12 protein-coding genes are annotated in these 13,562 nt (G+C 71.7%); 7 read left to right on the forward strand and 5 right to left on the reverse strand.

The genetic code is table 11. From position 1 onward, the window contains the following. Window positions 1–181: 181 nt before the first annotated feature. Window positions 182–3,172, reverse strand: coding sequence for an amidohydrolase family protein (locus NV263_RS11150; RefSeq protein WP_263252784.1), 2,991 nt, complete (start codon window positions 3,170–3,172; stop codon window positions 182–184). Between the two features lie 477 nt (window positions 3,173–3,649). Here NV263_RS11150 and NV263_RS11155 point away from each other — a divergent pair, with 477 nt between their 5' ends. Beyond that, complete coding sequence (locus NV263_RS11155) at window positions 3,650–3,805, forward strand: hypothetical protein (protein WP_263252785.1); 156 nt, start codon at window positions 3,650–3,652, stop codon at window positions 3,803–3,805. Window positions 3,806–3,874: 69 nt separating this feature from the next. Here the strand turns inward: NV263_RS11155 and NV263_RS11160 are convergent, their stop codons facing one another. Both NV263_RS11160 and NV263_RS11165 read right to left on the reverse strand, forming a co-directional pair. Next, on the reverse strand, window positions 3,875–4,984 hold the full coding sequence (locus NV263_RS11160; RefSeq protein WP_263252788.1) for an AbrB family transcriptional regulator: 1,110 nt from the start codon (window positions 4,982–4,984) through the stop codon (window positions 3,875–3,877). 434 nt (window positions 4,985–5,418) lie between these two features. Continuing rightward, the gene (locus tag NV263_RS11165; protein WP_263252789.1) at window positions 5,419–5,676 is read right to left on the reverse strand and encodes a hypothetical protein; all 258 of its coding nucleotides are present in this window, start codon (window positions 5,674–5,676) and stop codon (window positions 5,419–5,421) included. A gap of 387 nt (window positions 5,677–6,063) precedes the next feature. On the opposite strand from NV263_RS11165, the gene NV263_RS11170 reads away from it, so the two are divergent. Beyond that, complete coding sequence (locus NV263_RS11170) at window positions 6,064–7,884, forward strand: penicillin-binding transpeptidase domain-containing protein (protein WP_263252790.1); 1,821 nt, start codon at window positions 6,064–6,066, stop codon at window positions 7,882–7,884. Window positions 7,885–8,203: 319 nt separating this feature from the next. Here the strand turns inward: NV263_RS11170 and NV263_RS11175 are convergent, their stop codons facing one another. Both NV263_RS11175 and NV263_RS11180 read right to left on the reverse strand, forming a co-directional pair. Further along, the gene (locus NV263_RS11175) at window positions 8,204–8,659 is read right to left on the reverse strand and encodes a nuclear transport factor 2 family protein (protein ID WP_263252791.1); all 456 of its coding nucleotides are present in this window, start codon (window positions 8,657–8,659) and stop codon (window positions 8,204–8,206) included. 94 nt (window positions 8,660–8,753) lie between these two features. After that, a complete protein-coding gene (locus NV263_RS11180; protein ID WP_263252792.1) occupies window positions 8,754–9,104 on the reverse strand; it encodes a hypothetical protein in 351 nt (116 codons plus the stop codon). A gap of 274 nt (window positions 9,105–9,378) precedes the next feature. On the opposite strand from NV263_RS11180, the gene NV263_RS11185 reads away from it, so the two are divergent. The 5 genes from NV263_RS11185 to NV263_RS11205 are packed head-to-tail and all read left to right on the forward strand — an operon-like array spanning window position 9,379 to window position 13,517. Then, the gene (locus NV263_RS11185; RefSeq protein WP_263252793.1) at window positions 9,379–10,551 is read left to right on the forward strand and encodes an acyl-CoA dehydrogenase family protein; all 1,173 of its coding nucleotides are present in this window, start codon (window positions 9,379–9,381) and stop codon (window positions 10,549–10,551) included. A gap of 30 nt (window positions 10,552–10,581) precedes the next feature. Beyond that, on the forward strand, window positions 10,582–10,983 hold the full coding sequence (locus NV263_RS11190; protein WP_263252795.1) for a hypothetical protein: 402 nt from the start codon (window positions 10,582–10,584) through the stop codon (window positions 10,981–10,983). Next, window positions 10,980–12,257 carry an aromatic ring-hydroxylating oxygenase subunit alpha gene (locus NV263_RS11195; RefSeq protein WP_263252796.1) on the forward strand — a complete coding sequence of 426 codons (1,278 nt, stop codon included), beginning with the start codon at window positions 10,980–10,982 and terminating at the stop codon, window positions 12,255–12,257. Before NV263_RS11190 ends, NV263_RS11195 begins: the two co-directional genes overlap by 4 nt. After that, complete coding sequence (locus tag NV263_RS11200; RefSeq protein ID WP_263252797.1) at window positions 12,250–12,774, forward strand: aromatic-ring-hydroxylating dioxygenase subunit beta; 525 nt, start codon at window positions 12,250–12,252, stop codon at window positions 12,772–12,774. The genes NV263_RS11195 and NV263_RS11200 overlap by 8 nt, the downstream gene beginning before the upstream one ends. Beyond that, the gene (locus tag NV263_RS11205; protein WP_263252798.1) at window positions 12,771–13,517 is read left to right on the forward strand and encodes an SDR family NAD(P)-dependent oxidoreductase; all 747 of its coding nucleotides are present in this window, start codon (window positions 12,771–12,773) and stop codon (window positions 13,515–13,517) included. Before NV263_RS11200 ends, NV263_RS11205 begins: the two co-directional genes overlap by 4 nt. The last annotated feature ends 45 nt before the right edge of the window (window positions 13,518–13,562 follow it).

Below are 13,562 nucleotides of genomic sequence, written 5' to 3' on the forward strand. Positions count from 1 at the left end.
GGGCGTCGGCGCGGGTGGTGCCGGTAAGGACCGCCTGGCCACGGGGCACGGCCACGACATAGAGCAGGCCCGCGCGTACAGCGCTCGCATGGGAATCCGCCTCGTCGACGAACATGCCCTCGCGGCGTGGGCGTCCGGGACAGGTGCGGTGCCGTGGCGTTGACCGCGACGACCCCAGCGGCTAGTGCGGGAACTCGTGCTGCGCGCAGCAGGGTTCGCGGCGGAGCTGTCGGCTGACGTCGAGCCAGTCGGTGTGGTCGCCGCGTTGCGCCAGGCCCGTCGGGAACGCTGCGACGAGGTCGTCGCGGCGGTGGATGATGCCGTCGCGCATCACCCACGAGGTGCGCACCAGGTCGTCGAAGTTCTGGAAGGGATCTCCGTCGAACGCGGTCAGGTCGGCGAGCTTGCCCGGTTCCAGGGTGCCCAGGTCGTCGGCGACGCCGAACAGTTCGGCGGGGGTGGCCGTCGCGGTGCGCAGCGCCTCGGCCGCGGACAGGCCGCCGTGGTGGTGCAGCGCGCGCAGGCCGAGGTGCAGGTGCAGGCCGGTGGGCGTCAGGGGAGCGTCGGTGCCCACCGCGAGCACCCCGCCCTCGGCGAGGATGTCCCGGTACAGGGCCGTTTCCTCGCTGATGGCGCGCAGCGCGGCCGGGGGCGGCGGGGTCGCCGCGAGGCGCTGGACGTGGGCGGCGTCCCACGGTGCCATCAGGTGGGTGACTCGCGGGTCCTCGGCCAGTGCCGGATCGGCGCCCAGCAGCGGCAGGGCGGTGAAGGGCGTGACGATGATCCGGAACGCGCCGCCCCGGTACGTTTCGAGGACGTCCTGGTAGGAGTGGCCGGTGGGCGAACACGCGCGTCCGTACTCGGAGCGCTGGGTGGCCTGCAGGTGGGTGGTCAGGTCCTGGCCGACGTTGACGCCGGGGGACAGCAGGTGGCTCCCGGACAGCACGCCGAGTTCGCGGTGGGCGGTGTGGGCGGCCTGCCGCATGACCCGGGCTGAGGCGCGAACGTAGGTCTTGACGAAGTCGTGGTCGAGCGCGACCGCCCGGTGCAGGGTGCGGCGGACCCCGTCCGGCGTCCGGTGGGCCCGGCCCATGCTGTAGCCGACCCGGCTGCCGTCGATCAGCTCGCCGGTGGCGAACAGCCGCGGCGCCGCCATGCGGGCCGCGGCGGCCGATTCCCGGATCCGCACGCCCTCGTGGGCGAAACCGCCGAGCGAGACGGTCGTCGTGACGCCGTAGGCGAGCATCAGGCTGGTCTGCCGACCGCCGTAGGTGTACTGCCACGGGTGGGTGTGGGAGTCCCACAGTCCCGGGATGACGGTGGATCCGGACGCGTCGACGAGCTCGTCGCCGGACCTCCCGGTTCGGTGCGGTTCCACGGCGACGACGCGGTTGCCGCGGATGACGATGTCGACGTCGTGGTGGACCGCCTCGCCGGTCCCGTCCCACAGCCGTCCGGCGTGCACCCGGGTGATGTCGGACTTCGACGGCAGGCGTCGGTGGTACGTCAGCGGCACGCGGACCGCGCGGCGGCCGGAGCCGTCGCGGTCGACGAGCCTGAGCCGGCCGCTCGACTCGTAGAGCAGCGTGCGGGAATCGCCCGACCAGGACGGGTGGTCGGCCGCCTCGTCGGTGATGCGCCGCGGGTCCCCGGCGGGCGCGCCGTCGGGGCGAACCGGCATGACCCACAGCGCGGACTCCATGACGAACGCCATGGCCGAGCCGTCGGGCGACCACACGGGCCCGCCGTTGCCGCGGTCGGACAGCGAGGCGTGCGGCATCGGTTGGTGGGCGGTCCACCGCCCGGTGGCGGTGTCCACCACGCGGATGATGTTGTACCCCTCGCGGAACCGCTGGTTGAGCCGGTTGCGGTCGCAGAAGGCGAGGAACCGCCCGTCGGGGGACCAGCTCGGGCGGCCGGGCAGGCCGTTGCCGCCCAACGGCGCGACGAGGGTCTTCTCCGCGCCCGTGGCGAGGTCGCGGACGAGGAGGTTGCCGGTGGAGTCCTGGCAGGCGAGCGCGGTGCCGTCGGGGGAGAGCACCGGGTTCAGCCGTCCTCCCGGCGCCAGCACCTCGTCCCGGCCGGTGTCGAGCCAGTGCCGGTGGACGGCGATCAGCCCGTCCTCGCCGCCGTCGTAGGAGTACAGCACGCTGCGCCCGTCCGGTGCCCAGGACGGCATCTGGACGTAGCGGGTGGGGCGCGCTTGCAGGAGCCGCCGCGGACGACCGCCGATCGGCAGCACCCACAGCGCGTTGAGCGCGGCGAACGCCACCGATCGCCCGTCGGGGGAGAGCACCGGTAGGTGGATTCCGCGCACCTGGCGGGGTTCGGTCGAGTCGAAGTCGTAGCGCTTCCTGCCGTACGTCGGCCGGGGCACGTCCAGCTCGGCGGAGAAGGGCACCCGCTCCGGTGCTGCCGCCGTGCTCGGGCGCCTGACCTTGACCTGCCCGTCCGCCACGTACCAGAGTTCGCCGTCGGCCGTCCAGCACGGCGGGAGCGGGGACACGTCCTCGCCGTCGGTCACGGGTTCGCCGTCGACGACCAGCGCGGCACCGGCCGCGTGGGCGGGGAAGGCGTCGACGCCACCGACGTGGACGTAGGCCACCCGGCCGTCCGCGCTGACCGCGGGGCCGACCAGCGTGCCGCTGTCCACGGTGCGCACCACCGACACCGGCCCGCCATCGGCGGGCACGGACGCCAGCGTGCGGCCGCCGGATGCGTCCGCGCGCACGAAGACCAGCCGTTCGCCGTCCGGGCACCAGGTCGGGTCGTAGTCCTCCACCCCGGGGTCGCCGGTGAGCCGCACCAGCTCGCCGGACCGCACGTCCACCGTCCAGATCCGGTACGCGCTGCCGGCCACCGGATCCCCGCCGCGCTCCGACGCGAACGCGATGCGAGAACCGTCCGGTGACCACGCCACGCCCCGGTCGTCCCACGGGCCGGACGTCAGCTGCCGCAACCGGGAGCCGTCGGGATCCATCGTCCACACGTGGAAACCGCCGCCCCGGTACCCGCAGACGGCGATCCGCGCGCCGTCGGGAGACCAGGCCAGCCGCGCCGGTTCCAGCTCCGGGGACGTCAGCGCCGCCGCCGTCCCGCCCTGGCGGGGCAGCGACCACAGCACCCCCTGGACCTCGACGACCAACCCGCCGCCGGTGGGCGACGCGATCACGGATGCGTTGGTGCCGGCGGTGAAGGTGAGCGTCCGGGTCGCGCCGTCCGCCTGCTCGGAAGCGGACGCTCGTGCGGCGGGAAGCGGGAGCGCGGCGACACCCAGCCCACCGAGACCAGCCTTGAGGACACCTCTGCGGGAGACCCCGTTTCTCCGATCCATAGGGAGATCGATGTTACGGCAGCGCGGCCCGTCGTCGAGGTTCTCGGGCGACATGTCCCCGAGACGGAGCAGGCGGAATCCCGCCGCACCGCGCGACATTCCGGTGCTGGCGCGCCTTCCGACGCCGATCCGTCCTCGACGACCCGCTGGCACGGACCTCCCCAGGGGATGATCCGGAAACGACCGCGGTCTTCGCGCCGGACTCCCCGTTCGCTCGACGCGGCGACCGCGCCAACGTGCTGACGGCGGTCCAGTGAGGACAGTGCGACGGGCCGCGACGTCGTCGTCTGACGAAGCGGCGAATCCCGGAAGAGCGTGGCGGCGGGACCGTCGTTCTGGTCGATGCCGGGCATGCGCGCGTCGGAGATCCCGCACGCCTCGCACGGCTTCGAGGGGCACGGGCACGACGCCGGTGCCCGGGAGGCGGTCGGCCGGGCCGTGGAGTGGATGGTGGCGGCGCTGACCGCGTGACCGGCGGACTCGTGCGGAACGACGAAGGCGCTGTCGTGCCGCCCGGCAGCACGACAGCGCATCCGGGGATCAGCCCACTTCGGCCAGTTCGGGGGTTCTCGCCGCCGGTACCTCGGCCGGTCCGGTCAGCTGCCGGATCAGGGGTGGGGCGAGCAGCACGACCGCGAACAGCCGCAGGCTCTGCGCGGTGGAGATCAGCGCGAGGTCGGCGTTCATCGACGCGGCCGTCGCGAGCACCGCGTTGATGCCGCCCGGCGTGGTCGCGAGGTAGGCGTCGACGAACGGAATCCCGGTCGCCGCGCTGAACACGGCGGCCAGCCCCGCGCAGCCCGCGCACAGCGCCACGATCGCGACGAGCACGTGCGGCACGCAGCGTCCCACGCGCCGGATCGACTCGGGTGAGAAGCGCAGGCCGACTTCCAGGCCCACGATCGTGAACACCAGGTCCTGCAACAGGCCCTCCGGGGCGAACCCGGTGCCCGCGCCGGTCAGCACGGCGGTCGCGGCGAGCAGCATCGGGCCCAGCAGCGCCGGAGCGGGCAGGGACAGCCTGCGCCCGGCCTGGATGCCCAGCAGGCACAGCCCGGCCAGCAGCGTCAGCCCGGCGACCGGGTGATCACCGGAAACGAGCCGGGTGGAGCCGACGAGCACGGTGAAGGGCGTGACCGGATCCCCGACGTCGCCGGCGTGGCCGCCGCCGATCACCATGACCACCAGCGGTGCTGTCGCGGCCACCAGCGCCACCCGCACGTACTGCATGAACGCCACGGTCCGCGCGTCGGCGTCGAGTTCGTCGGCGCAGGCGATGATCGCGGCCGAACCGCCCGGCACCATGCCGAGCACCGAGTCCGACCGGGTCAACGCGCTCAGCCGCGGCAGCACCACCGCGGCCACCAGGCACAGCGCGATCGTGCCGACGGTGACCAGCGCGAGCGGGGCCAGGTAGTCCGCGACCGAGCGCAGCGCGCCGGGGGCGAGGTAGCTGCCCATCAGCACCCCGACCGTCGCCTGCGACGACCGGTTGAGGTGGCGGGGCAGCTTCCCCGGTGCGCGGCCCAGCAGGGCCACGGCGACCCCCACCAGCAGGGCCGTGAGCAGGTGGGGCGCGGGGACGCCGACGAGGTCGGCGATGTTGCCGAGCACGTGGCAGACCGCCACGATCGCGGTCCAGGAGGCCACGAGCAGGATCGCGTCGCGCCTGCGGCCGCCGTTCTCCGCGGGTGTGCCGGTTTCGGTGGGGGTGCCGTTCTCCTCTTGTTCATCCGATGTCTCGGGTGGGTTGGCCGTCTGTCCGGGACTTCGCTTCGCGCTGGATTGCAACGCGTCCGGTTTCACCTGCTGCCTCTTTCGTGGCCGGGTCTCGGTTTCTCGTCCGGGCGGATTCCAGACTGGCCGGGCATCGTTGAGCACCGAACAAGCGCAGCGTGAACAAAAGGCAACTCGGCATGAGGTCGATCACCGGTGGAGGCGCGCGCCATTCCGCCGATGATTTTGGTCACCCGCGAATGGCGGAACGGGTGCGGATGCGTCGGGCGCCCGCATGTGCGAACCCGGCCGAGCGGTCGGATTCCGCGATCGCCGGTTGCGCGCCGACTCCGGCGTTCCGGCTGCTGCTACGCTCCGTCGCGGGCGGAGTAGACGGTTTTTCCCTGATCGTTCACCCACACGTCAACTCGTTCCTCCACGATCGCCTGGATCGCGGCGAGGTGGACTCGCGCATTCGCGGTGTCGTTGTGCACGATCTCGTACTTGGCCAACAGTTCTTTCTCGTCGATGCCGTCCGGATATCCGCGGCTGTTCGCGGATCGGACGAGGCTTTCCAGGACCGCTCTGGTCTCGGCGTCGGACATTGCGAAGTGGCTGTCGGTCACGTGGACTCCTCTTCGTCTCCGGCGATGCTGGGCCGCGGTTCTCGGCGGTTTTCTCGACGCGGATGGTGACGCGCTGATCGGGCGGGTTCAGTATACGGCCGGAGAATTTCGGGAAAAGAGCGCCAGAAGTGCGTCGGAGGAATCCGGAACGGGTCGCTCCGGATGTCCGGCGGAACCCGCTGCACCCGAGCGGTGACGCTGCGCTGCGGATCCGGCCGCCGGGCTCCGGGGTGATCCCGGCGATGTCCTCACGCACTGTTGGACAGTCCGGAACGGACAGTGATATCCCCTGGTGTGGAGCGCTTTTCGCGGCGTCGTTTGAGGGATGTCCCTCGATACCGGCCGGGAGGGTGAAGGTCGCCACGGGCTTTAGGCATACTCGGGGCGATGCGTGGAGCGAGGATATTCGGCACCGGCCTGACCGGCGCCCTGGTACTGCTGACGTCCGGCTGCGGACTGTTCGACTCCGGTCCGTCTCCCCAGCAGACGGCATCGGACTTCCTGCGGGCGTTCGCCGCCGGGGACAACGCGCGCGCGGCGCAGCTGACGGACAACCCGCGCGCGGCCCGGGCGATGCTGGACGCCACCCGGCAGGGGATGCGGCCGACATCGCTGACCGCCCGGATCGGCAAGGTCGACACGGCGTCGGACAACCCGAAGGCCTCGTTCAACGCCGACTGGGAGTTCGGCGGTGACCGGCGGTGGACCTACCCCGGTTCGCTGACGATGCGTCAGGGGACCGACACCACCGGCAACGACCGCTGGCTGGTGCACTGGTCGCCGTCGGTGGTCTACCCGAAGCTCACCGGGCAGCAGACGCTGCGGCGCAGCGACCAGCAGGCGACTCCCGAGCCGGTCCTGGACCGCGACGGGAAGCCGCTGATGCAGCCGCAGAGCCAGGTGAAGGTGATGCTGAACCCGCAGGCCGCCGGTGACCTGCAGAAGACGGCGGGAGCCCTGGCGGGCGCGCTGGGCAGCATCGACCCGGGCATCACCCAGCAGTCCATCGTGGACGAGGCGCGGCAGACGAAGCCGGGTCAGGCCTACCTGGTGGGGACCTTGCGCGACGCCGCCTACCAGCAGGTCAAGGACAAGATCCAGAACCTGCCCGGGGTGAGCCTCTCCCAGGACCAGGGCTTGGCCGCGCCGAACAAGGACTTCGCCTCGCAGGTGCTGACCGGGGTGCGCAAGGTCGCGGACCAGCAGCGCGACGCCGACAGCGGTTGGCAGGTCAACGCCGTCAACGCGGACGGCAGCACCGGGGCCTCGTTCGTCGGGGAGCCGCCGAAGCCGGCCTCGCCGACGTCGACCACGCTGAGCAGCCAGGCGCAGCAGGCCGCCGAGGACGCGCTGCGCCCGATTCCGCAGGCGGCGATGATCGTCGCGTTGCAGCCGTCCACCGGGGACGTGCTCGCGGTGGCGCAGAACCAGGCCGCGAACGCTTCCGGGCCGGTGGCGCTGACCGGGCAGTACCCGCCCGGTTCCACCTTCAAGATCATCACCGCGGCGGCCGGGTTGGAGACCGGGAAGATCCGCGCGGACCAGCCCGTGCCCTGCCCGGCGGTGGCGAACTTCGAGGGCGTCCCGCTGCCCAACGACCACAACTTCGACCTGGGCGTGGTTCCCGAGACGATCGCCTTCGCGCAGTCCTGCAACACCACGCACGGCCAGCTGGCCGCCGACATGCCCTCCGACGCGCTGCCCAACCAGGCGCGGCAGATGGGCTTGGGCGCCGACTACAACATCCCGGGCATCACCACGATCACCGGCAAGGTGCCGGCCGGGCGGGGCGCGGCCGAGAAGGCCAACCAGGGCATCGGTCAGGGGCGGGTGCTGGCCAGCCCGTTCGGCATGGCGCTGGCCGCGGCGACCGCCGCGCACGGCAGCACCCCGACGCCGAACCTGATCCGGGGGCAGCAGACCACGACCGACACGCCGGCGAAGCCGTTGCCGCAGCCGGTGCTGGACCAGTTGCGGCCGATGATGCGCGCGGTCGTGACCCAGGGCACCGCTCGCAGCCTGGGCGATGTCGGCGAGGTCTACGGCAAGACCGGCACCGCGCAGTTCGGACCGGACGGATCGCACACGCACGGTTGGTTCGTCGGCTACCGCGGGGACATGGCCTTCGCGGTGCTGGTCACCGACTCCGGCAGCAACAAGCCCGCGCTGGACGCCGCGCACCAGTTCCTGTCCACCGTCCCGCAGTGATCCCCCCGCGTGCGCCGGCGCATCCGCGAACGGATGCGTCGGCGCACGTGCGTTCGGGCGCATCCCGATGCTCCCCGAGGAGAGCGGTTTCCTGCTCCGGATGGCCGAACGGGTAGCGTCGCGTGGCTTTTCGGGCACACCCGGCTCGCGGGTGTGTTCCCGCCCCGGTCCCGGCCGGTAGCTTCACAACTCGCGTGGTGAGTTCACGCGAGGACCGGCCGTGTGATCGGAATCCCCCTCGGTTGGCCGGTCTTCCCGGTCGCGCCGGGCTGGGTCCGAACGGGCCCCGTCCGGCCGACCAGGCCCGTCGCGGCGCCGGTCATGGCCGCATCAGCACGGAAGCCGACGGGTGGTCGGTGGCCCACGTCGGGGGGAGCGGCGCGACGAAGACGTTCTCGGTGCGGGTGCGCGAGATCTTCCAGGTCCCCGCGACCCTGCGGAAGGCGTTGTTCAGCCGGCTGGAGCGCAGCAGCGAGGTGCCGTCGGAGAACAGCCAGGGCTGCACGTGGATCCACTGCCCGGTCGCGGTGTCGCCGTCCACGTGGATCTGCTCCGACGTCAGGTAGTGCGCGTTGAGCAGCAGCGCCGGATCCTGCTTCGCGCCCCAGAAGCGCTCGAAGTGCGCGCGCACCTGCGCGGCACCCTCGGCGCGGCCGAACTGGCCGTCGTAGTACTCGCCGACGCCTTCCCACACCGCGTCCTCGGTGTAGAGCTGCATGATGAGATCGATGCGGTGCGCGTCGTCGCGGACCCCGAACTCCGGGATCGGTCGCACAGGAACACGTACCGCGCCTGGAGCCGGCGGATCTCGGCTTCGGCTTCGAGGACCTCGATCCGGCGGGCCAGCGCCTCCAGCGTCAGTTCGGTCGTCACTTCTGCTCCTTCCTCGGCGCGGGGGTCGACGGGTGCGGACTCGGTGCGGATTCCCCGCGGTCCGGTGATGGTCGGGCCCACGCGGCATCGGCGACCCAGTAGTCCATGCCGCTCGCGCTGACGCCGTGCTGCCATTCGGAGGTGCGCCGCAGCAGTGGTTCGACTTCCGCGGTGACCGCGTCCGCGGCCTCGGGTCCGTCGGCGGGTGCTTCCCAGTGCACCCAGTTCAACTCGCGTCCCGCGGCGTCGTGGACGAACAGGTCCACGTGCCGCCATCCGTAGCCGTGGGTGTCGTTGTAGCAGGTCAGGGTCATCCGGTGGTCCGATTCGGGATCGGGTGCGGTCATGCGCGGTCCTCCTCGTCGCAACCGGGTTTCTCGCCTGCGCGGGTCGGTCCGGCGGAGGGATTCGCCGTCGCGGTGCGCCGATTCGCGCTCCGGTGCTTTCGGATCGGCCCCGCATCCGCCACAGCCTACGACGGCTGCGTCCGGTGAAGCGCTGAAGAAATCCCCTACGCGGTGGGAAGGAATCCCCGACATCGGCATGGGCAATACCACTTCCGCGCTTCCCGTTGCGCCTTCTACCGTCGTCAGGGCGAATCCGCGACCACGAGGAGGCGCCATGGTGCGCGCACAGCAGGCCGACGCTGCGTCGGACGCGGACGGAGCGGAATCCGCGAGCGCCGGTTTCGACGACGTGCTCGCCGAACTGCGCGAACGCAGGCTCGAATTCCGCGAGCAGCGCTACGTCCCGAAGGATTTCGTCGCGCGGCTCAAGCAGGTCGGCATCTACCGCGCGGCCACCCCCACCCGGTTCGGAGGCGACCAGCTGCCGCCCGCCGAGTTCCTGGACCGCATCGAACGGCTCTCCGCGGTCGACGGTTCCACCGGCTGGGTGGCCAGCTTCGGGTCGGCGTTGACCTACCTGGCAGCGCTCCCGCTGGAAACCCAGGCCGAGCTCTACCGCGACGGACCGGACCTGGTCTTCGCGGGCGGGCTTTTCCCGATGCAGCGCGCCGAACCGACCGAGCGCGGATTCCTCGTCGACGGCCGGTGGAAGTTCGCCAGCGGTTGCATGGCCGCCGATGTGCTGGGAGTGGGCCTGCCCGGTGACGAGGACTCGGCGGGCAAGCCGCGGACCGCGGTGCTGCGCCCGGACCAGTGCGAGATCGTGCCGGAGTGGGACGTGGTCGGCATGCGCGGCACCGGGTCCTTCGACCTGGTCGTGCGCGGGGTCGAGGTGCCGCGCGAGTGGACGTTCGTCCGGGGCGGCCCGCCCGCGGTGGACGAACCGCTCTACCACTACCCGACGATCGCCTACGCCTCGCAGGTGCTCGCCGTGGTCGGGGCGGGTGTGGCCCGGGCGGCGCTGGCGCACGCCGAGGAGATCGGTGGCGGGCGCGCCGGGATCACGGGTGCGCCGAAGCTGGCCGAGCGGGCGTACTACCGCGTCGAGGTCGCCCGCGCCGAGGCCGCGCTGCGCTCCGCGCGGGCCTGGTTCTACGACCTCAGCGACGAGGTGTGGCAGACCGTGCTCGCCGGTGACGAGGCCAGCGACGAGCAGAACGCCCACCTCCGGCTGGCCTCGGCGCACCTGGCCAAGGTGTCCTCCGACGTCGTCAACGGCCTCATCGAGGTGTCCGGCACCGCGCCGATCCACATCGGACACCCGCTCCAGGACCTCGCCGGTGACGCGCTGGTGCCCAAGCAGCACGCCTTCCTCGGGCCGGGCATCTACGACTCGGCGGGAGCCGTGCTCATGGGACTCCCGCCCACCACGCGAGGTTTCCGCTGACCACCGCCGCACGACGGCAAGGAGGCGTTCATGAACCGGCAGCCGCTGCGCGTGCTCTTCTGCATCGGCATCAACCAGAACTTCTTCGACCTGCCCACCGACGGGATCACCCACGGGCACGTGTGGCAGGCGTTCGTGTCCATGTTGGACAGTCTGAAAGCGATGCCCGGGGTGGACTTCATCGGTGACATCGACGACGACGCGCACGTGGTCGGCCCCTCGGACGGCTGGCCGTGGACCTGCTACGTGCTCGCCGACGTCGACACCCAGGAAACGGTCAAAGCCGTCTGCAACCTCTTCCGCACGACCCCGGTCGGCGACGGTGCGGTCAAGTTGTGGCGGTTCGCCAAGATCGAGGCCCGCATCGGCCGCGCGCTCACCGTGCGCGAGGACGTCGAACTTCCCGACCAACCCGAGGGGGACCACCGATGACCGCAGACATCTTCGCCGACGCGCCCGCCGACCTCGTGCGCGACGACCGGGTGGCGGGCCGCGTCTACACCGACCCGGACCTGTTCGAACGCGAGATGGCGCTGATCTTCGAGCGCACCTGGGTGTGGGTGGCGCACGAGAGCGAGCTGCCGCAGCCGGGGTGCTTCAAGTCGACCCACGTGGGCCGCCAGCCGGTCGTGGTCACCCGCGACCGCGCGGGGAACCTCCACACGCTGCTGAACCGGTGCCGGCATCGGGGCGCGAGCGTGTGCGAGAAGCCGCGGGGACGGGTCAACGGCTTCACCTGCCCGTACCACGCGTGGTCCTACGGTCTCGACGGCGCGTTGCGCGGAGTCCCGTACCCCGGCGGGTACGAGGGGGTGCTGGACAAGCGGGAGATGTCGCTGCGCAAGCTGCGCACCGAGACCTACGGCGGCTTCGTGTTCGCGACCTTCGACGCGGAGATCGAGCCGCTGGCGGACTTCCTCGGCGACGCCCGGCTCTGGATCGACCGGTTCGTGAAGCAGGGCGGCGGTTATCCGATCAAGGTGCTGGGCAAGCACCAGTTCAAGTTCCGGGGCAACTGGAAGATCCAGCTGGAGAACTCCACCGACGGCTACCACTTCCCGATCGTGCACCGCTCCTGGATGGCCTCGGTGGACGCCGAGACCGCGGACATGATGTCGTTCATGAACGACCCGGCGGCGATCACCCACGACCTGGGCAACGGGCACAGCGTGATGCAGATGGTGCCCGAGCACTCCGACCTGGACGCCGACGACGGCACCGAACCCTTGCAGGGGCGGTTCTCCCACGTCGTCGAGGAGCTGTCGAAGACGTTCGACGACGCGCAGGTGCGCAGGCTGGTCCGCGCCATGCACGGAACCGGCTTCAACCTCAACCTGTTCCCGAACATCTCGCTGTCCTCGGCGTTCCTGCGCGTGCTGCGGCCGGTGTCGGCGGACGAGACCTGGATCGAGCACGTCGCGATCGGGCCGGACGGCCCGCCGGAGGTCGAGATCGTCAACCGCGAGCGGCTGCGCATCCACGAGCACTTCCAGGGCCCGTTCGGGTTCGGCACCCCGGACGACGCCGAGGGCTGGGACCGGGTGCAGCGCGGCGCGCAGGCGGCTCCGGGAATGCCGATCATGGTCAACCGCGGTCTCGGTCGCGAGGAGGTCAACGCCGCGGGCTGGCCCACCTCCCACGTCACCGACGAGACCGGCATGCGCGCCGCCTACCAGCAGTGGAAGCAGATGATGAGCCATGACTGAGACGACCACGCAGATCCCGGACCCGATCCCGGTCACCGACCCGCGGGTGGCCCGCGCGGTCGAGCTGATCTGGCGCGAGGCCGAACTGCTCGACCGCAAGGAGTACGCGTCCTGGAACGAGCTGTACGCCGAGGACGCGTTCTACGTCGTCCCGATCGACCCGGAGACCGAGGACTTCGCCGGGACGCTCAACATGGTCTACGACGACGCGCGGATGCGGCGGATGCGCGTGAACCGGATGACCGAGGGCTACGCCATCGCCGCCGTGGACGCCGCGCGCACCGTGCGCACGGTCTCCCGGTTCGTGCCCCGGTCCGCCTCGGACACCGAGGTGGTGGTGCGCTCGGCGCAGGTGCTGGTCGCCTTCAAGCGCGGTCACCACGACATCTGGGCGGCGGACCTGGAACACCGCGTCAGGCTGTCCGCCGACGGCCCGGCGGCGGACCGGATCGCGCAGAAGGTGGTGCGGCTGGTCGACAGCGAGCACGCCGTTCCCGCCGCGGGGTTCCTGCTGTGAGCCCCGCGCAGACCGCCGTGGTCACCGGCGGCGCGCACGGCCTCGGCGAAGCCATCGTGCGCCGCCTGCACGCCGACGGGTACCGCGTCGCGATCGCCGACCTCGACGGGACTTCCGCCGGGGCGCTCGCCGAGGATCTCGACGGCTCCGCCGCGACCGCCCGCGGCTACGCCGTCGACGTCGCCGACCGCGACGCGCTGGAGGGGCTGCTGTCCGGCGTGCTGGCCGATTTCGGCGAGGTGCACGTGCTGGTCAACAACGCCGCCCGGACGCAGGCCGCGCCGCTGCTGGAGATCACGCCCGACGAGCTCGACGCGGTCATGAAGGTCAACTTCCACGGCACCTTCCACGCCTGCCAGGTCTTCGGCGCGCACCTCGCGGCACAGGGCTACGGCCGGATCGTGAACATGGCGTCGCTGGCCGGGCAGAACGGCGGCACCGCCACCGGCGGGCACTACGCGTCGTCGAAGGGCGCGATCCTGTCCGCCACCAAGGTGTTCGCCCGCGAGCTCGCACCGCGCGGCGTCACCGTGAACGCGGTCTCGCCCGGACCGCAGGACAGCCCGGTGGTGCGCTCGATCGTCGGCGAGGAACGCCTCGCGGAGTTCGCGCGCGGGATCCCGGTGGGGCGGCTCGGCGATCCGGCGTTCATCGCGAAGATGGTCGCCCTGCTCGCCTCTCCGGACGCCGCCTCGGTCACCGGCGCCTGCTGGGACGCCAACGGCGGCCTGCACCTGCGGTGAGCGCTGTCGTGCGCGTGGCGGTGGCAGCTGCGAGACGGCTCACCG

Origin of the sequence: Saccharopolyspora rosea (genome assembly GCF_025643595.1) — a bacterium.
Taxonomy (GTDB): Bacteria; Actinomycetota; Actinomycetes; order Mycobacteriales; family Pseudonocardiaceae; genus Saccharopolyspora; species Saccharopolyspora rosea.

Coding starts and splice junctions, on each gene's coding strand:
- NV263_RS11170 (WP_263252790.1), top strand. CDS start 6,064: ATGCGTGGAGCGAGGATATTCGGCACCGGCCTGACCGGCGCCCTGGTA.
- NV263_RS11180 (WP_263252792.1), bottom strand. CDS start 9,104: ATGACCGCACCCGATCCCGAATCGGACCACCGGATGACCCTGACCTGC.
- NV263_RS11185 (WP_263252793.1), top strand. CDS start 9,379: ATGGTGCGCGCACAGCAGGCCGACGCTGCGTCGGACGCGGACGGAGCG.
- NV263_RS11190 (WP_263252795.1), top strand. CDS start 10,582: ATGAACCGGCAGCCGCTGCGCGTGCTCTTCTGCATCGGCATCAACCAG.
- NV263_RS11195 (WP_263252796.1), top strand. CDS start 10,980: ATGACCGCAGACATCTTCGCCGACGCGCCCGCCGACCTCGTGCGCGAC.
- NV263_RS11200 (WP_263252797.1), top strand. CDS start 12,250: ATGACTGAGACGACCACGCAGATCCCGGACCCGATCCCGGTCACCGAC.